General features: G+C 63.2%; 16 protein-coding genes. 2 read left to right on the top strand and 14 right to left on the bottom strand.

Annotation, left to right across the window (positions count from 1 at the left end; translation table 11 throughout):
* From UF78_RS01945 to UF78_RS01930, 4 genes are all read right to left on the bottom strand, one after another.
* On the bottom strand, window positions 1–589 hold a 589-nt coding region (locus tag UF78_RS01945), incomplete at its 3' end, for a TPM domain-containing protein (RefSeq protein ID WP_045160367.1).
* A complete protein-coding gene (locus UF78_RS01940) occupies window positions 586–1,194 on the bottom strand; it encodes a LemA family protein (RefSeq protein WP_045160368.1) in 609 nt (202 codons plus the stop codon). The genes UF78_RS01940 and UF78_RS01945, both read right to left, overlap by 4 nt.
* A gap of 129 nt (window positions 1,195–1,323) precedes the next feature.
* Window positions 1,324–2,547: a CaiB/BaiF CoA transferase family protein gene (locus tag UF78_RS01935; RefSeq protein ID WP_045160366.1), complete on the bottom strand. Its 1,224-nt coding sequence runs from the start codon at window positions 2,545–2,547 to the stop codon at window positions 1,324–1,326.
* A gap of 144 nt (window positions 2,548–2,691) precedes the next feature.
* Complete coding sequence (locus UF78_RS01930) at window positions 2,692–3,873, bottom strand: acyl-CoA dehydrogenase (RefSeq protein WP_045160365.1); 1,182 nt, start codon at window positions 3,871–3,873, stop codon at window positions 2,692–2,694.
* A 186-nt stretch (window positions 3,874–4,059) separates the two neighbouring features.
* Between UF78_RS01930 and UF78_RS01925 the strand changes: the two genes are divergently transcribed.
* On the top strand, window positions 4,060–4,965 hold the full coding sequence (locus tag UF78_RS01925) for a LysR family transcriptional regulator (protein ID WP_045160364.1): 906 nt from the start codon (window positions 4,060–4,062) through the stop codon (window positions 4,963–4,965).
* 83 nt (window positions 4,966–5,048) lie between these two features.
* Here the strand turns inward: UF78_RS01925 and UF78_RS01920 are convergent, their stop codons facing one another.
* The 10 genes from UF78_RS01920 to glcD all read right to left on the bottom strand — a co-directional run bounded on the left by UF78_RS01920 (window position 5,049) and on the right by glcD (window position 16,111).
* A complete protein-coding gene (locus tag UF78_RS01920; RefSeq protein ID WP_045160363.1) occupies window positions 5,049–5,435 on the bottom strand; it encodes a hypothetical protein in 387 nt (128 codons plus the stop codon).
* A 137-nt stretch (window positions 5,436–5,572) separates the two neighbouring features.
* The gene (locus UF78_RS01915; protein ID WP_021207208.1) at window positions 5,573–5,845 is read right to left on the bottom strand and encodes an HU family DNA-binding protein; all 273 of its coding nucleotides are present in this window, start codon (window positions 5,843–5,845) and stop codon (window positions 5,573–5,575) included.
* Window positions 5,846–5,992: 147 nt separating this feature from the next.
* Window positions 5,993–7,195 (bottom strand): NAD(P)/FAD-dependent oxidoreductase, encoded by a 1,203-nt coding sequence (locus UF78_RS01910; protein WP_045160362.1) that lies wholly within the window; start codon window positions 7,193–7,195, stop codon window positions 5,993–5,995.
* A 1-nt stretch (window position 7,196) separates the two neighbouring features.
* The gene (locus UF78_RS01905) at window positions 7,197–7,364 is read right to left on the bottom strand and encodes a rubredoxin (protein WP_045160361.1); all 168 of its coding nucleotides are present in this window, start codon (window positions 7,362–7,364) and stop codon (window positions 7,197–7,199) included.
* A gap of 201 nt (window positions 7,365–7,565) precedes the next feature.
* Window positions 7,566–9,275, bottom strand: a complete 1,710-nt coding sequence (locus UF78_RS01900) for an L-lactate permease (RefSeq protein ID WP_045160360.1) — start codon at window positions 9,273–9,275, stop codon at window positions 7,566–7,568.
* Between the two features lie 222 nt (window positions 9,276–9,497).
* Complete coding sequence (locus UF78_RS01895) at window positions 9,498–11,678, bottom strand: malate synthase G (protein ID WP_045160359.1); 2,181 nt, start codon at window positions 11,676–11,678, stop codon at window positions 9,498–9,500.
* An 18-nt stretch (window positions 11,679–11,696) separates the two neighbouring features.
* The gene (locus UF78_RS01890) at window positions 11,697–12,101 is read right to left on the bottom strand and encodes a heme-binding protein (protein WP_045160358.1); all 405 of its coding nucleotides are present in this window, start codon (window positions 12,099–12,101) and stop codon (window positions 11,697–11,699) included.
* Between the two features lie 50 nt (window positions 12,102–12,151).
* Entirely contained in the window at window positions 12,152–13,369 is a 1,218-nt protein-coding gene (gene glcF / locus UF78_RS01885; protein ID WP_045160357.1) for a glycolate oxidase subunit GlcF, read from the bottom strand.
* A gap of 184 nt (window positions 13,370–13,553) precedes the next feature.
* Window positions 13,554–14,612 carry a glycolate oxidase subunit GlcE gene (glcE, locus tag UF78_RS01880; RefSeq protein WP_045160356.1) on the bottom strand — a complete coding sequence of 353 codons (1,059 nt, stop codon included), beginning with the start codon at window positions 14,610–14,612 and terminating at the stop codon, window positions 13,554–13,556.
* Window positions 14,612–16,111 (bottom strand): glycolate oxidase subunit GlcD, encoded by a 1,500-nt coding sequence (glcD, locus tag UF78_RS01875; RefSeq protein ID WP_045160355.1) that lies wholly within the window; start codon window positions 16,109–16,111, stop codon window positions 14,612–14,614. The genes glcE and glcD overlap by 1 nt, the downstream gene beginning before the upstream one ends.
* Window positions 16,112–16,349: 238 nt before the next feature.
* Here glcD and glcC point away from each other — a divergent pair, with 238 nt between their 5' ends.
* Window positions 16,350–17,117 carry a transcriptional regulator GlcC gene (glcC, locus tag UF78_RS01870; RefSeq protein WP_045160354.1) on the top strand — a complete coding sequence of 256 codons (768 nt, stop codon included), beginning with the start codon at window positions 16,350–16,352 and terminating at the stop codon, window positions 17,115–17,117.
* The last annotated feature ends 14 nt before the right edge of the window (window positions 17,118–17,131 follow it).

Genomic DNA, 17,131 nt, shown 5'->3' with positions numbered 1-17,131 from the left:
CGATCACGAAGATCGCCACCAGCATCAGGAAGAAGCCAAGAATGCCGAGCCCGCCGGGCTCCTGCTGACCCATGGGCATCGCCGGCTGCATGCCGGCCGTTTGCAGTGGATCGCCACCCAGCACGCGAATGATCGCCGCGGTGCCATCGGTGATGCCGCGAGCGAAGTCGCCCTGCTGGAAAGCGGGGGTAATGATGCTGCTGATGATCACCGAGGACTGCGCGTCGGTCAGGCGCCCCTCGAGCCCATAACCCACCTCGATACGAATTTTCCGATCATCCCGGGCGACGATCAGCAGCGCGCCGCTGTCCTCGTCCTTCTGACCGATCCCCCATTCGCGTCCCAGCTGCAGGCCAACCTCCTCGATACTGCGATCTTGCAAATCGGGCAGCGTCACCACCACCACCTGCTCACCGGTGGCCTGCTCGTGGGCGGCAAGCATACTGGTCAGTCTCGCCTTGGTCTGGGTATCGAGCAATTCAGCCTGATCCACCACCCGGCCGGTCAACGCGGGCACTTCGAACGTCTGGGCCAGCAGACTGCCGGCCCAGAACAGAAGTGCTAGAAACAGGGGTAGCGTTCGTGTCATTGAAACTGCACTTTTGGCGCCTGATCGGCGTTCTCGGCCGTCGCCTCGAAGTTCTCGCGGATCGGCATGTCGCTGTACATCAAGGTGTGCCAGATACGCCCAGGGAAGGTGCGAATCTCGGTGTTATATCGCTCGACAGCGGTGATGAAATCCCGACGCGCCACGGAGATACGGTTCTCGGTGCCTTCGAGCTGCGATTGCAGGGCGAGGAAGTTCTGGTTGGATTTGAGGTCCGGGTAACGCTCGGAAACCGCCATCAACCGGCTCAGTGCGCCGGTCAGCTGATTCTGTGCCTGCTGGAATTGCTGCATTTTTTCAGGATTGTCGAGATCCTCGGCACTGATCTGAATGGAGGTTGCCTTGGAGCGCGCCTCCGTAACGGCCGTCAGGGTTTCTTGCTCCTGACGGGCAAAGCCTTTCACCGTCTCGACGAGATTGGGAATGAGATCGGCGCGGCGCTGGTACTGGTTTTCCACCTGCGACCAGGCCGCTTTTACCTGCTCGTCGTATTGAGGAATGTTGTTGATGCCGCAACCGGCCAGCAGCCAGGACATGAACAGGACAACCGTGAGTTGCCAGGTAGTACGTAAACGCTGCGTCTGCATGATTCGCTCGTCCATCCAAAAAGCCAGGGTACAGCAATAAGGATGGCCTAACGGCGAGAGAGTTCAGCCACAACCGGTCCAGCTAAGGATCCCAGCCTGCAGGGCTACAGGCTGCCCGGCTTCCGCTCGTCAGATCACACCGGACTGTCGCAAGGAAAGAATCTTGTCGAAACTCAGGCCAAGCAGCCCTTGCAGGATGGCTTCGCTGTGTTCGCCCAGTACCGGCGGCGCCTTGCGATAGGCCACCGGGGTCTCCGAAAGGCGGATCGGGCTGGCCACCTGCGGCACGCTGCCCGCCAGTGGATGCGGCATGTCCAGGCGCAATCCGCGCGCCTGCACGTGAGGGTCGGCAAATACTTGGGCCAGGTCGTTGATCGGGCCGCAGGGCACACCGGCCTGTTCCAGCAGCGTGACCCATTCGGCCGTGGTGCGGAACACCGTGACCTGGCGGATCAGCGGCACCAGCTCCTTGCGATGGGCCACGCGCGCCTTGTTGCTGGCGAAACGGTCATCGGTCGCCCACTCCGGATGCCCGGCGACTTCGGCGAACTTGCGGAACTGTCCGTCGTTGCCGATGGTGAGAATGATATCGCCGTCGGCGGTGGGGAAATCCTGATAGGGCACGATGTTCGGGTGCGCGTTGCCCATGCGCTTGGGCGCCACGCCGGTGGTGAGGTAGTTCATCGCCTGGTTGGCCAGGCAGGCGACCTGCACGTCCAGCAGCGCCAGCTCGACATGCTGGCCCACACCCGTCTGCTCGCGACTGTTGAGTGCCGCCAGCACGCCGACGGTCGCATAGAGCCCAGTCAGGATATCGGTCAGCGCCACGCCGACCTTGACTGGCCCGGCACCCTCCTCGTCCACGGCACGCCCGGTCAGGCTCATCAGGCCGCCGAGGCCCTGGATCATGAAGTCGTAACCGGCACGATTGGCATAAGGGCCATCACTGCCGAAGCCGGTAATCGAGCAGTAGATCAGCTTCGGATTGATTGCCTTGAGGCTTTCATAATCCAACCCGTAAGCCGCCAGGCCCCCTACCTTGAAGTTCTCCAGCAGCACATCGCAGCTGGCGACCAGATCGCGAATGATCCGCTGGCCTTCGGGTTGGGTGAAGTCCAGCGTCAGCGACTGCTTGTTACGGTTGGCCGACAGGTAATAGGCCGCCTCTGAGGTGTTCTCGCCCTGCTGGTCTTTCAGGTACGGAGGTCCCCAGTGACGGGTGTCGTCGCCCGTACGCGGGCGCTCGACCTTGATCACCTCGGCGCCAAGATCACCCAGGATCTGCCCAGCCCAAGGGCCGGCGAGCACGCGCGACAGATCGAGGACGCGGATATGGGAAAGGGCGCCGGGCATAGAGGTCTCTCGAATACGGATGAGGTGGATGTGATCGCTTGCAGACCGTAGGGTGGATCAGGGCGCGTAGATGGCGCTTTATCCATCCACCGCGCGGGGGTTAATAAGGTGGATGAAATAAGCATCAACCACCCCACGGCAGGCTTAGAAGAACGCCTGGATACCTGTCTGCGCGCGGCCGAGAATCAGCGCGTGCACGTCGTGGGTCCCTTCGTAGGTGTTGACCACCTCGAGATTGACCAGATGCCGCGCCACACCGAACTCGTCGCTGATACCGTTACCGCCCAGCATGTCGCGGGCCAGGCGCGCCACGTCCAGCGCCTTGCCGCAGCTGTTGCGCTTCATGATCGAGGTGATCTCCACCGCCGCGGTGCCTTCATCCTTCATCCGGCCGAGGCGCAGGCAGCCTTGCAGGGCCAGGGTAATCTCGGTCTGCATGTCGGCCAGCTTCTTCTGGATCAGCTGATTGGCAGCCAGCGGGCGGCCAAACTGCTGACGGTCCAATGTGTACTGACGTGCCGTATGCCAGCAGAATTCGGCGGCGCCCAGCGCGCCCCAGCTGATGCCGTAACGGGCTGAATCCAGGCAGGTGAACGGACCACGCAAGCCGCGCACATCAGGGAAAGCGTTCTCTTCCGGGCAGAACACATTGTCCATTACGATCTCACCGGTGATCGACGCACGCAGGCCGACCTTGCCGTGGATCGCCGGGGCAGACAGTCCTTCCCAACCCTTCTCCAGTACAAAGCCGCGAATCGCGCCCTCGTCATCCTTGGCCCAGACCACGAAGACATCGGCGATCGGGCTGTTGGTGATCCACATCTTGGCGCCGGACAGGCGATAGCCGCCGTCGACCTTCTTCGCGCGGGTGACCATCGAGCCCGGGTCGGAACCGTGGTTCGGCTCGGTCAGGCCGAAGCAGCCGATGTATTCGCCGCTGGCCAGTTTGGGAAGGTACTTCTGCTTGGTTGCCTCATTGCCGAACTCATTGATTGGCACCATCACCAGCGAGGATTGCACGCTCATCATCGAGCGATAGCCGGAGTCGATGCGCTCCACCTCACGCGCGATCAGGCCGTAGCAGACGTAGTTCAGGCCGCTGCCGCCATAGGCTTCGGGAATGGTCGCGCCAAGCAGGCCGGTGTCGCCCATCTCACGGAAGATTGCCGCATCGGTGCGCTCATGGCGGAACGCTTCAAGCACCCGCGGCGCCAGCTTGTCGGCGGCGAACTGCTGGGCACTGTCACGCACCATGCGCTCTTCATCGGTGAGCTGCCGATCGAGCAGCAGCGGGTCGATCCAGTTGAAGCTTGCTTTGCCGGCCATGAGTGGTCCTCTTGTCGTAGACGGTGAACCGGGCGCAGTGCCCGATGCAGCATTCGGAATGAGCTGATCCTAGAAGCTGCAGCGCCTGGCGGCAAACGAGTAATTCGCAATGACCTGTGCGATTTAGTCACTCCAAAGGTATGCTGAACGGCCTTAATGCCCATTCATTAGTGAGGTAGCCGCATAATGCGCCGTAAGATTCCCAGTACCGCCGCGCTGGTCGCCTTCGAAGCCGCAGCGCGCCATCAGAGCTTCACCCGTGCCGCCGAAGAGCTGGCGCTGACCCAGAGCGCGATCTGCCGTCAGATCGGTGGGCTGGAAGAATTTCTCGGGTTGGAGCTGTTCCGCCGCTCGCGCCGTGGCGTGAAACTGACCGAGGCCGGCCAGTCCTATGCACGGCGGGTCGCCACGCAACTGGACGCGGTAGAGCGCGACACCCTATCTGTGATGGGGCAACAGGGCGCTCAAACCATCGAACTGGCGCTGGTACCGACGTTCGGCACCCAGTGGCTGCTGCCGCGATTGCAGCAGTTCCAGACGCTGCATCCGGAAATCACCGTCAACCTGACCAACCGCACCCGCCCCTTCTTGTTCGCCGACACGGAATTCGACGCGGCGATCTACTTCGGCGACGGCGAATGGTCCGGGACCGTCGCCCATCCGCTGATGCCGGAGCATTCGCTGCCCGTCTGCAGTCCGGTGTTACTGGGCGAAACCGGCCAGCTGAGTGCCCAGGCTCTTGCTGAAATGCCCTTGCTGCAGCAGACGACTCGCCCCTACGCCTGGCGGCAGTGGTTCGATTCGCTGGGGATGAAGATCGCGCGCGACATGACCGGCCCGCGCCTGGAACTGTTTTCGATGTTGGCCCAAGCTGCCGAACACCGCATGGGCGTGGCGCTGATCCCAGCGTTTTTGATCCAGCGCGAACTGGCTGAGGGGCGCCTGGTGATCGCGCATCCGCACGCTTATCGCCGCGAGGATCAGGCTTATCACCTGATGATTCCCGAACGGCGGGTGGAGTCGGCGGCCATGAATGCCTTTCGCGACTGGCTGCTGGACGAAGCGCAAGCCTGGATGGCGCAGCAGCAATAGTCGCCACCGACCGACAGAGGCGCTTCACCGATCACGTGAGCTGATGGTCTTCGCCGCCTCGCCGGGCAGGCAAAGCCGGATAATCACGCCGCTTCCGGCTTCTTCTTCCGCGGCTTGAGGTACTTGGTCAGGCCCTGGAACCACATCACCAGCGCGGGGTTGCCCTGGATCTGGATGTCCTTGTTCTGAATGCCCTGCATAAAGGCCAGCTGCTTGTTCTTCGCGTTCATGGTGGCGAAGCCGTAAACGCTGTCCTTGAAGCCGATAGCGAAGGCCGGTTCGGTGGCAGGGCCGCCACGGCTGGTGACGCGCTGATTCTTGACCACATAGTGGCGAGCGACTTTTCCATCCAAGGTGTGCAGCTGGAAGGTCAGATCCTTGTCACCGAGTTGCTTCTGGAAATCGGGGTTGTTGCGACTGGCCTTGGCCATCAGGCGACCAAGCATCCAGAGAAGAAAGCGAAATTTCATGAAGTTTGCCGACCGTTGACGAAAAAGCGGCATTGTAACGGCTGGTCTGAATGGCGGAAGCAGCAGAACAGATGGGTCTGGAGGGGACTATGCAGTCAGGCTGACCCGGAGCCTGGTCGGCCCCGGGTGACGCGGCGTCAGTTGATCGCGTCTTTCAGCATCTTTCCCGGCTTGAAAGCCACGGTGTTGCTGGCCTTGATGGTTACGGGCTCTCCGGTCTGTGGGTTCTTGCCCGTACGAGCACCTCGGTGACGCTGAATGAAGGTGCCGAAACCGACCAAAGTCACGCTGTCCTTGCGGTTGAGCGCGTTGGTGATTTCATCCAGTACGGCGTTGAGTACACGGTTGGCCTGATCCTTGGTGAGATCGGCCTTATCGGCGATGGCGGCTGCGAGTTCCGGTTTGCGCATGGGTAGCCTCTAAGACTTTATTGTTTTTGTTCGCTGTTCTCCGAACAGCGTTCCGACGCACTACAACAGCTCTACACTGCGGCAGCGCCACAGGGAGCATGGCACGCTGCTAGCACTCGCGCCAGCCCCCGCCAGCGCTTTACCGAATCATTCTGGAGACTTTAGCGACAGAACTTGAGGCAGTTCCGCCAACACCGGCGGCAGCTGTTTATTCAACGCCAGCCGCTCTCGCACGGCCGTTCCGGTTAGCGCATAGCCCAACAGCCGGCCGTCGGCGGCGCGGCACAATGCTTTCAGATCGTTGCCCTCACCTTCCACGCTCCAGCGGCCCTCGCTGCCCGGGGCGGGTGGCGATACCACCAACGGACAAACCGGGGTTTTCACCGTGATCGGCATGGGCCCGTAGGTGACCGGCGTAGGCTGGCCGGCCAGGGTTTTGGCCAGCGCACGCACACCGCTCATCAATGGCATCACGTAGAGCAGATTGAGCCCTTCGACCTCGGCGCAGTCGCCCAGTGCATAGACGTGCTCGACCGACGTCTGCAACAGGCGATCGACCTCGATCCCACGATTGACCTGCAAGCCGGCTGCCTCGGCCAGCTCGGTGCGAGGACGCAGGCCTACGGCACTGACCACCAGATCGCATTCGATTCGCTGGCCATCCGACAGCTGCGCCTGCAGGACCTCGCCCTGTCGTTCGAGACGTTCCAGCACCGGCCCCAGATGAAAGCGCGCGCCCAGCGATTCCAACCCACGCTGCACCGCCGCCGCCGGCTCGACTGGTAGCAGCGAAGGCATGATCTGCTCGCAAGGCGCCACCAGTTCGACCTCATAGCCGCCTTGCAACAGGTCGTTGGCGAATTCGCAGCCAATCAGCCCGACGCCGAGGATCAGCACGCGCCGCTTGCCATGCGCCGCCTCGCGGAAACGGCCGTAGTCGAGCAGATCGTTGATCGGGAAGATTGCATCTTGCGCATCGCCGGCAACCGGCACGTTCACTGTCTGCGCACCCCAGGCGATGACCAGATCGCGGTAAGGCACCGGCTCGTTGTCGATCCAGACCCGCCGGTTCGCCGGATCGAGACGCGTGACCCGGGTATGGGTGCGGATTTCGGCATTGAGCTGAATCGCCATCGGGCCGGCGACCGTCATGCCGAGAGCATCGGCATCCTTGTTCATGGCGAAGCCGGTAGAGAGCATCGGCTTGGAGTAGGAGCGGCCGTCATCAGCGGTAATCAGCAACAGCGGCGTCTCGCTGTCGAGTTTGCGGAATTCCCGGGCCAGGTTGTAGCCCGCCAGGCCAGTGCCGATGATTACCAGCGGCGCGCCTTTATGGTTCGACTCGTTCATATCAGCCAATCGCGATCATTTCGAAATCCATCTTGCCGACGCCGCAGTCGGGGCAGAGCCAGTCTTCCGGCACATCTTCCCAGGGGGTTCCCGGGGCAATGCCATCGTCCGGCCAGCCCTCGGCTTCGTCATAGATGAATCCGCACACCACGCATTGCCATTTTTTCATTGTTCACCTCGATCAGTCTCGGTTGCGCTGCACGCTATACCAGAACGCGACGGACCGCCAAACGCCTGCACCCGACGATAGGCCTGCAGAAGATCCAGGACAAAACAGAACGGGCGGCCTGAGCCGCCCGTTCGGGTTCACCTGCGCCGATCAAAGCCTTGCAAAAACGCGGCCTGACCAAGCGCAGTCGTCACCGCCTGCTTAGCGGGCGGTCGCAACCCCCACCAGCGGATCGCTGATACCCATTACGTAGAAGCCGATCAGGCCAATGCTACCGGCCAGCACGAGGTAATACAGCGTCGGCAGCATGGTCTTGCGCAGCGTGATGCCTTCGCGCCCGAGCAGACCGACTGTGGCCGAAGCCGCCACCACGTTGTGAATGGCGATCATGTTGCCCGCCGCGGCACCCACCGACTGCAGTGCCACCATCAGCGCACCGGAAATGCCCAGCAGGCTGGCGGTGTTGTACTGGAACTGCGAGAGCATCAGATTGGAGACCGTGTTGGAACCGGCAATAAACGCCCCCAATGCACCGACCGCAGGCGAGAAGAACGGATACACGCTGCCCACGCTGTTGGCCACCAGCTGTGCCATGGCCACGGGCATCGAGACCAGGTCCGAGCCGTTGACGCCCGAGTTGATCAGGATGCGCACCATCGGGATGGTGAAGATCAGCACGAAACCTGCGCCCAGCAGCGTCTTGCTCGATTCGGAAATCGCGGCACCCAGCTCGGCGGCCTTCATCCGATGCAGGAAGAAGGTCACCAGTACCACCATGCAGAGAATCCCGCCCGGCAGGTACAGCGGCTCCAGGGTGCCGGACACACCGGTTTCACCGAGGATGTCCTTCCAACCGAAGCTGACCGACATCAGCGCAGCTTTCAGTTGCGGGAACACTCGCGACATCACCAGGAAGATCGCCAGCAGCAGATAGGGCGCCCAGGCCATCGGGACGGAAATCGGCGTGCGTCCTGCGACATCGTCGATTTTCATCTCGATCTTGCCCATCCACTCCACCGGCCATTCGCTGGCCGGGGCGAAGTCCCAACTGGACTTCGGCAGCAGGAAGCCAGCCTTGGCGGCCGGCACCACGATGGCCAAGCCCACCAGCGCGCCGATCATCGAAGGGAATTCCGGACCGAGGAACACACCGGCCGCGGCGTACGGGATGACGAACGCCAGCCCGGTGAAGATGGCGAACGGCGCCATCGCCAAGCCTTCGCTCCAGGAGCGGTTGCGGCCGAAGAAACGCGTCATGATGCAGATCATGATCAGCGGCATGAGGATGCCGCACAGCGCATGGATGATGGCTACACGGGAGAAGATCAGATGGAAGAATACCTCCCAGCTACTGCCCACCGTCGCCAGCTGACCGCCGAGGGTAGCCTGGTCGAGACCACCGGCGACACCCACCAGGATCGGCGTACCCACCGCACCGAATGAGACCGGTGTGGATTGCACCATCATGCCGAGCACCACCGCCGTCAGCGCCGGGAAGCCCAATGCGACCAGCAGCGGAGCCGCCACCGCAGCCGGCGTACCGAAGCCCGAAGCGCCTTCGATGAAGCAGCCGAACAACCAGGCCACGATCAGCACCTGGACGCGCTTGTCCGGGCTCACGTTGGCGAAGCCGCGGCGAATCGAGGCGATGCCCCCGGAATGTTTGAGCGTGTTCAGGAGGAGGATGGCGCCAAAGATGATCCAGAGGATCGCGGCGGTCAGGATGAGGCCTTGCAGCGTGGAAGCCAGGACCCGGTTGAAGGTCATGTCCCAGGCCAGTAGGCCGATCAACGCAGTGAGGACGAAAACCAGCGGCATTGCGTACTTGGCCGGCCAGCGAAAGCCGATCAGCAGTACCCCCGCCAGCACCAGCGGCACGAAGGCCAGTATGGACAGCAGTGTCTGACTCATTGTTGGGTTCCTTGTTTTTTGTTGTGAACCACTTCTTTCCGGGAAAACCCGGTCCCACGCATGACCGGAATGATCCGCTCACTCCAGTCCGAGGAACTGACTAACGGGTCACGTTAGCTGCCCCACTTGCTCGAAAGCCCCGAGCGCTATAGGCGCCCGGGGCTCGTCAAATCGCGCCGGCGGTCAGCTCACGCTGACTGCCGGCTGTCCTGCTGATACCGCTCAACCGACCTGCTGCTTGAAGCGCTGACGCCAGGCGTGCAGCAACGGCTCTGTGTAGCCGCTCGGCTGCTCGCGCCCCTTGAACACCAGGTCGCAAGCCGCCTGGAAGGCCGCCGAGCTCGCATAGTCCGCAGCCATCGGGCGGTAGGCCGGATCGCCTGCATTCTGCTGGTCGACCACCTTGGCCATGCGTTCCAACGTCTTGCGAACCTGCGCCTCGTCGACCACACCGTGGCGCAGCCAGTTGGCCAGGTGCTGGCTGGAGATACGCAGCGTGGCGCGGTCCTCCATCAGGCCGACGTTGTGGATATCCGGCACTTTAGAGCAACCGACGCCTTGTTCGACCCAACGGACCACGTAGCCGAGGATGCCCTGGCAATTGTTGTCCAGCTCCTGCTGGATCTCATCGGCCGACCAGTTGCGCTCCGGCGCGACCGGGATGGTCAGCAGATCGTTGGTCAGCTTGTCGCGCTCGCCCGCCAGGTCGATCTTCTCCAGCTCGGCCTGAACGGCCTGTACGTCGACCTGGTGGTAGTGCAGCGCGTGCAGCGTGGCGCCGGTCGGCGACGGTACCCAGGCGGTGTTGGCACCAGCCTTGGGATGGGCGATTTTCTGCTCCAGCATGGCGGCCATCAGGTCCGGCATGGCCCACATGCCCTTGCCGATCTGGGCCTTGCCACGCAGGCCGCAGTTCAGGCCAACAAGCACATTGTTGCGCTCGTAAGCCTGGATCCAGGCGGTGCTCTTCATGTCGCCCTTACGCAGCACGGCGCCGGCTTCCATGATGGTGTGCATCTCGTCGCCGGTACGGTCGAGGAAGCCGGTGTTGATGAAGGCCACGCGGTTCTTCGCGGCGCCAATGCAGGCCTTGAGGTTGACGCTGGTCCGGCGCTCCTCGTCCATGATGCCGACCTTCAGGGTGTGGCGCGGCAGGCCGATGAGATCCTCGACGCGGCCGAACAGTTCGTCGGTGAAGGCCACCTCAGCCGGGCCATGCATCTTCGGCTTGACGATGTACATCGAGCCGGTGCGCGAGTTGCCCTTGCGCTGCTGGTCATGCAAGGCGATGAGGCTGGTGACCACCCCGTCCATGATGCCTTCGGGAATCTCGTGACCTTCGCCATCGACGATCGCCGGGTTGGTCATCAGATGACCGACGTTGCGGATAAATAGCAGCGAACGGCCATGCAGTTTCAGGTTGGAGCCGTCGGCAGCGGTGTACTCACGGTCGTCGTTCAGGCGACGAGTGATGCGCTTACCTCCCTTCTCCAGGTCTTCGACCAGATCGCCCTTCATCAGACCCAGCCAGTTGCGGTAGACCAGCACCTTGTCGTCGGCGTCGACTGCGGCAGTGGAGTCTTCGCAATCCATGATGGTGGTGACGGCCGCTTCGAGCAGCAGATCCTTCACCCCGGCGGCATCGGTCTGGCCGATGGGGCTGTTCGGATCGATCTGGATCTCGACGTGCAGGCCGTTGTTCTTCAACAGAACCGCGGTCGGCTCGACGGCTTCCCCCTGATAGCCCACGAACTTCTCGGGTTGCTTCAGCCCGGTGACGCTGCCGTTTTCCAGGGTGACCTTGAGCTGGCCGTCCTGCACGCGGTAGCTGACCGAGTCGGCGTGGCTGCCTTCGGCCAGCGGCGCGGCCTGATCGAGGAAGCTGCGCGCGAAGGCGATGACCTTGGCGCCGCGTACTTCGTTATAGCCCGGACCCTTCTGCGCACCGTTCTCTTCGCTGATGGCATCGGTGCCGTAGAGCGCGTCATACAGTGAGCCCCAGCGGGCGTTGGCGGCATTCAGCGCATAGCGGGCGTTGCCGATCGGCACCACCAGCTGCGGGCCGGCCTGGGTGGCGATTTCGCTGTCGACGTTGCTGGTACTGATCTTCACTTCGCCCGGTTCGGGCTGCAGGTAGCCGATGGACTCGAGGAAGCTGCGGTAGGCCGGCATGTCGCTGATCGGGCCGGGGTTGCTGCGGTGCCAGTTATCCAGTTCCACCTGCAGACGGTCGCGCTCGGCGAGCAGGGCGCGGTTCTTCGGCGCCAGGTCATGCACCAGCTCGTCGAAACCTTTCCAGAAAGCGGCGGCCTCGACACCAGTGCCGGGCAGGACCTCGTCCTCAATAAAGCGTTGCAGGTTGGCCGCCACTTGCAGACGGCCCAGAGTTACACGCTCGGTCATGTTGTTCTCCTATCCGAATCAGTTGGCGACAGCGGCAACGCCAGCCTTGGCGACCTGGGCATCCTGGGCAGCGGTTACGCCGGAAACGCCGACCGAACCGATCACCTGTCCATCGACGATTACCGGCACGCCGCCTTCCAGCGAGCAGACCACCGGGGCGGACAGGAACGCATTGCGGCCGCCGTTGACCATGTCCTCGTAGCCCTTGGTTTCGCGACGGCCCACCGCGGCGCTACGCGCTTTTTCGGTGGCGATGTAGGAGGCGATCGGCGCACAGCCGTCCAGACGCTCCAGCGCCAGCGGATGGCCGCCGTCATCAGCGACCACGATGGTCACGGCCCAGCCGTTGTTCTGCGCTTCGCTGCGCGCGGCGGCCAGGATGGCGGTCACTTCGGTCTGGGTCAGCATGGCTTTGGTTTTCATGTTTTCTCCTGTCGATTCGATGTGCGTCACGGCGCGATTGGGGTTAGGGGTTACTGCATCGCCTCCTCGACGATCTCGATCCAGTGCCGCACCGGCGTCCGGCCAGCACCGTCGAGGTGCGTCTGGCAGCCGATGTTGGCGGTGACGATCACTTCCGGCTTGCCGCTTTCCAGCGCGTTGAGCTTGTTGTCGCGCAGCTGATGAGAAATCTCCGGCTGGGTGATCGAATAGCTGCCTGCAGAACCGCAGCACAGATGCGCATCCGGTACTGCCGTGAGATGGAAGCCGAGCCGGGTGAGCACGTCTTCGACCGCGCCGCCGAGCTTCTGTGCGTGCTGCAACGTGCAAGGGCAATGAAAGGCCATGCGCTTGTCCGTCTCGACCTTCAGCCGCTCTAGTTCGGCACTGCGCATCACTTCAACCAGATCCTTGGCCAGCGCACTCACCCGCGCGGCCTTGGTCGCGTAGGCCGGGTCGTTCCGCAACAGATGACCATAGTCCTTGATGAAGGCACCGCAACCGCTGGCCGTCTGGACGATGGCTTCGGCGCCGCCTTCGATCGCTGGCCACCAGGCGTCGATGTTGCGTCGTGCGCGGTCGAGCCCTGCTTCCTGGGCATTGAGGTGGTAGTCCACCGCGCCGCAGCAGCCGGCTTCACGCGCGGTCGTCACGCTGATGCCGAGACGATCGAGCACGCGTGCCGTCGCGGCGTTGGTGTTGGGCGACAGGCTCGGCTGAACGCAGCCCTCGAGAATCAGCACGCGACGCGCATGCACGGTCTGCGGCCGTGGTTTGGCCGGGGTAACCTGGCGCGGCATGTGCGCCTTGAGCGTCGCCGGCATCAGCGGACGCAGCATGTTGCCGGTGCTGAGCAGACTCTTGAACAGACCTGGACGCGGAATGACCGTGCGCAGGCCCGTGCGCAGCAGACGTTCGCCAGCCGAGCGCGGCACCTGCTGCTCCATGAAGTCACGACCGATATCCAGCAGGTTGTGATACTGCACGCCGGAGGGGCAGGTGGTTTCGCAGTTGCGGCAGGTGAGACAACGGTCCAGGTGGGTCTGGGTGGCCTCGGTGACTTCGCCGCCCTCGAGCATCTGCTTCATCAGGTAGATACGCCCACGCGGGCCATCCAGCTCGTCGCCGAGCAGTTGATAGGTCGGGCAGGTGGCGTTGCAGAAGCCGCAGTGCACGCAGGAGCGCAGGATGCTCTCGGCTTCCTCGGCACGCGGGTGAAGTTTGGCTTGTTCGCTCAGATTGGTTTGCATGAGGTCGTTCTCAACGCGAATGACTCTTTGCGTTGACGCTTCGCGCCAACCCGTTGGGACGCGCTCCAGAAGGCGCAATCCATCGTTGTTCGTCGTTCATTTGGAGTTACCAAACTTCTCTCCTCACGCCTTGTCTTGCGCCTTCTGGCGCAGCGTCGCAGCGGCCAACCGCGCTGAGCACGACCTAGACCTCGGAATACATGCGGCCAGGGTTGAAGATCCCCTGCGGGTCCAACGCGGCCTTGAGCTGGCGGTGGTAGCGCAGCAAGGGCTCGGCCAGCGGCTGGAACGGGCTCGCCGTGGAGCCAGCGGTGAAACAGGTGGCATGACCGCCGACTTCGCTGGCGATGGCGCGGATGGTTTGCGCATCGGCATCGGATTTCAGCCAGCGCTGGGCGCCGGCCCAGTCGATCAGCTGCTCGCCGGGTAGCGCCAGCACCGGGGTATCGGTAGGCAGCGACAGACGCCAGAGCGGACGGGCATCACCGAAGAAATCCAGGCGTTGCTCGCGCAGTTGATTCCAGTAACCGACATCCAGCGCCTCGCCGCCGATACGGTCGCAGGCGGCGTTGACCGAGCCTTCACCGCCTTCCAAGCGCAGGTGAAGGGCCTGACCGTCATGGCTGGCCGCCGTGATCGGCACCGGTTGCTGCCCCCACTCGGCGAGCTTGAGCAACGCGCGGTCGACCGGCATCTCGACCCGCAGGCTGCGGCACAGGCGCGGCTTGGGCAGCACCTTCAACGAGACTTCGGTGAGTACGCCGAGGCAGCCGAAGCTGCCGGCCATCAGCCGCGACAAGTCATAACCGGCGACGTTCTTCATCACCTCACCGCCGAAGCGCAGGTGCTTGCCGTGACCGGTGATGACGCGCGAGCCGAGTACGAAGTCGCGCACCGAGCCGCTCCAAGGGCGACGCGGACCAGACAGCCCCGCCGCGATCATGCCGCCTACGGTGGTGCCTTCGCCCAGATGAGGCGGCTCGCACGGCAGCATCTGGTTGGCCTCGTCGAGCGCGGCTTCCAGTTCCGCCAATGGCGTGCCGGCGCGAACGCTGACCACCAGCTCGGTCGGGTCATAGGTGACGATGCCGCGATGCGCGCGGGTGTCGAGCAAGGTGCCCTGAACCTCGCGGCCGAGGAACGCTTTGCTGCCGCCGCCCTGAATGCGCAGCGGGGTGTTGCTGGCCAACGCCTGGTTGACCTGATCGAGCAGCTGCTGGCTGTCGTCGAAGGAAACCGTCATCAGAAACGCTCCAGCTCAGGGAAGGGCAACTGCCCGCCATGTACATGCATGCCGCCGAATTCGGCGCAGCGGTGCAGGGTGGGAATGTTCTTGCCGGGGTTGAGCAGGCCGCTGGGGTCGAACGCAGCCTTCACCGCATGGAACAGCGTCAGTTCGTCGGCATTGAACTGCGAACACATTTGGTTGATCTTCTCGCGCCCAACGCCGTGCTCACCGGTGATCGAGCCACCGACTTTCACGCACAGTTCGAGAATCTTGCCACCCAGCGCCTCCGCGCGCTCCAGCTCACCTTCGGTGTTGGCATCGAAGAGGATCAGCGGGTGCATGTTGCCGTCGCCGGCGTGGAACACGTTGGCCACGCGCAGGCCGTATTCGTCCGACAGATCGCTGATGCCCTTGAGCACGCCGGGCAGCTCGCGGCGCGGAATGGTGCCGTCCATGCAGTAGTAGTCGGGCGAAATCCGCCCGACCGCCGGGAAGGCATTCTTGCGTCCGGCCCAGAACTTGACGCGCTCGGATTCGTCCTTGGCCAGCCGCACTTCCGTGGCGCCGGCCAACTTGAGCACCTCGCCCACACGGGCGCAGTCGTCGTGGACGTCAGCCTCGACGCCGTCCAGTTCGCAGAGCAGGATCGCCTCGGCGTCCACCGGGTAACCGGCGTGGATGAAGTCCTCGGCCGCGCGGATCGACAGGTTGTCCATCATCTCCAACCCGCCGGGAATGATTCCGGCGGCAATGATGTCGCCCACGGCGCGCCCGGCTTTCTCCACCGAGTCGAACGCCGCCAGCAGCACCTTGGCTACTTGGGGCTTGGGTAACAGCTTGACCGTGACCTCGGTGACGATGCCGAGCATGCCTTCGGAGCCAGTGAACAGTGCCAGCAGGTCGAAGCCCGGCGAATCCAATGCATCGGAGCCCAGCACCATGCGCTCGCCCTCGACGGTAAGGATCTCGACCTTGAGCAGGTTGTGCACCGTCAGCCCGTATTTCAGGCAGTGCACGCCGCCGGCGTTCTCGGCGACGTTGCCGCCGATGGAACAGGCGATCTGTGAAGAAGGATCGGGCGCGTAGTAAAGATCATAGGGCGCCGCGGCCTGGGAGATTGCCAGGTTGCGCACGCCGGGCTGGACACGAGCGAAGCGACCGGCCGGGTCGACTTCGAGAATCTTGTTGAAGCGCGCCATGACCAGCAGGATGCCTTGTTCCAACGGCAGCGCACCGCCCGACAGCCCGGTCCCGGCGCCACGCGCCACCACCGGCACGGCGCGCTTGTGAGCGATCTTCAGCAGGGTTTCGACCTGTTCGATGCGCTCGGGCAACACCACCAGCATCGGCGTGGTGCGGTAGGCAGACAGACCATCACACTCGTAGGGCTTGAGGTCTTCGCCGCGGTGGAGGATGTCCAGGTCCGGCAGCCGCGCCTGCAACTCGGCGAGCAACGCCGCCTTGTCGACCTTGGGCAGCTCACCGTCGACGCGTTCGTCGTAGAGGATATTCATGGCAATCGGGGCTCTTCTTTCGTTCACCGTCAGCACGGCCAGCTGCGGTGGTTTGACGCATCATTAGCCCGACTACGCCTTTTCGTCCATCTCGAAAACCACTGGTCCTACCAGTTTCTTTCAACAAGCTTTCAACTGATCGAGCCGAATGGCCCTGATATTATGGCCCCACACAATACGAACGTCTGTTGCGCTAGACTTCCACCAAACTGGTCCTACCAGTTACGGAGGCTGAAATATGTTGATCGAAAATACGGAGCGCCGCCAGCTGGCGGACGTGGTGGCCGAGCGTATCGAGCGGCTGATCGTCGACGGCGTACTTAAGGTAGGCCAGACACTCCCGTCGGAGCGCCGCTTATGCGAAAAGCTCGGTATCTCGCGCTCGGCGCTGCGCGAAGGCCTGCGTGTGCTGCGCGGTCGCGGCATCATCGAGACCGCGCAGGGCCGCGGATCGCACGTGGCGAGGCTGTCCGGAGAGCAGGATGCCAGCCCGCTGATGCACCTGTTCAACTCGCAGCCGCGCACCCTCTACGATCTGCTCGAAGTACGCGCCCTGCTGGAAGGCGAATCGGCGCGACTGGCGGCACTGCGCGGCACCGATGCCGATTTCATCCTGCTGCGCCGTCGCTACGAGGAAATGCTCGCAGCCCACACCGCCGAAGAGGCCGACCCGCGTGAGCATGCGCGCCTCGACCACGCCTTCCACCTGGCCGTCAGCGAGGCCTCGCACAACCCGGTGCTGGTGCATACGCTGCAGTCGCTGACCGACCTGATGCTCTCCACCGTCTTCGCCTCGGTGAACAACCTCTACCACCGGCCGATGCAGAAACGGCAGATCGACCGGCAGCATTCGCGGCTGTTTCACGCCATCACCGAGCGCCTGCCGGACCAGGCCCAGCGCGCCGCACGCGATCACATCCACAGCATTCGCGACAACCTCAAGGAGATCGAGCAGGAGGAGCAACGCCTGGTGCGCGCGACCATGCGACTGGAAGGCTGGGCCTGATAAGACGCTTCAGG

The organism is Stutzerimonas stutzeri, from assembly GCF_000952685.1.
GTDB classification, from domain to species: domain Bacteria; phylum Pseudomonadota; class Gammaproteobacteria; order Pseudomonadales; family Pseudomonadaceae; genus Stutzerimonas; species Stutzerimonas stutzeri_E.
Note: the sequence above shows the minus strand (reverse complement) of the source record. Positions and strands in the feature narration are given on the sequence as shown.

Coding starts and splice junctions, on each gene's coding strand:
- UF78_RS01940 (WP_045160368.1), bottom strand. CDS start 1,194: ATGCAGACGCAGCGTTTACGTACTACCTGGCAACTCACGGTTGTCCTG.
- UF78_RS01935 (WP_045160366.1), bottom strand. CDS start 2,547: ATGCCCGGCGCCCTTTCCCATATCCGCGTCCTCGATCTGTCGCGCGTG.
- UF78_RS01930 (WP_045160365.1), bottom strand. CDS start 3,873: ATGGCCGGCAAAGCAAGCTTCAACTGGATCGACCCGCTGCTGCTCGAT.
- UF78_RS01925 (WP_045160364.1), top strand. CDS start 4,060: ATGCGCCGTAAGATTCCCAGTACCGCCGCGCTGGTCGCCTTCGAAGCC.
- UF78_RS01920 (WP_045160363.1), bottom strand. CDS start 5,435: ATGAAATTTCGCTTTCTTCTCTGGATGCTTGGTCGCCTGATGGCCAAG.
- UF78_RS01915 (WP_021207208.1), bottom strand. CDS start 5,845: ATGCGCAAACCGGAACTCGCAGCCGCCATCGCCGATAAGGCCGATCTC.
- UF78_RS01910 (WP_045160362.1), bottom strand. CDS start 7,195: ATGAACGAGTCGAACCATAAAGGCGCGCCGCTGGTAATCATCGGCACT.
- UF78_RS01905 (WP_045160361.1), bottom strand. CDS start 7,364: ATGAAAAAATGGCAATGCGTGGTGTGCGGATTCATCTATGACGAAGCC.
- UF78_RS01900 (WP_045160360.1), bottom strand. CDS start 9,275: ATGAGTCAGACACTGCTGTCCATACTGGCCTTCGTGCCGCTGGTGCTG.
- UF78_RS01895 (WP_045160359.1), bottom strand. CDS start 11,678: ATGACCGAGCGTGTAACTCTGGGCCGTCTGCAAGTGGCGGCCAACCTG.
- UF78_RS01890 (WP_045160358.1), bottom strand. CDS start 12,101: ATGAAAACCAAAGCCATGCTGACCCAGACCGAAGTGACCGCCATCCTG.
- glcF (WP_045160357.1), bottom strand. CDS start 13,369: ATGCAAACCAATCTGAGCGAACAAGCCAAACTTCACCCGCGTGCCGAG.
- glcE (WP_045160356.1), bottom strand. CDS start 14,612: ATGACGGTTTCCTTCGACGACAGCCAGCAGCTGCTCGATCAGGTCAAC.
- glcD (WP_045160355.1), bottom strand. CDS start 16,111: ATGAATATCCTCTACGACGAACGCGTCGACGGTGAGCTGCCCAAGGTC.
- glcC (WP_045160354.1), top strand. CDS start 16,350: ATGTTGATCGAAAATACGGAGCGCCGCCAGCTGGCGGACGTGGTGGCC.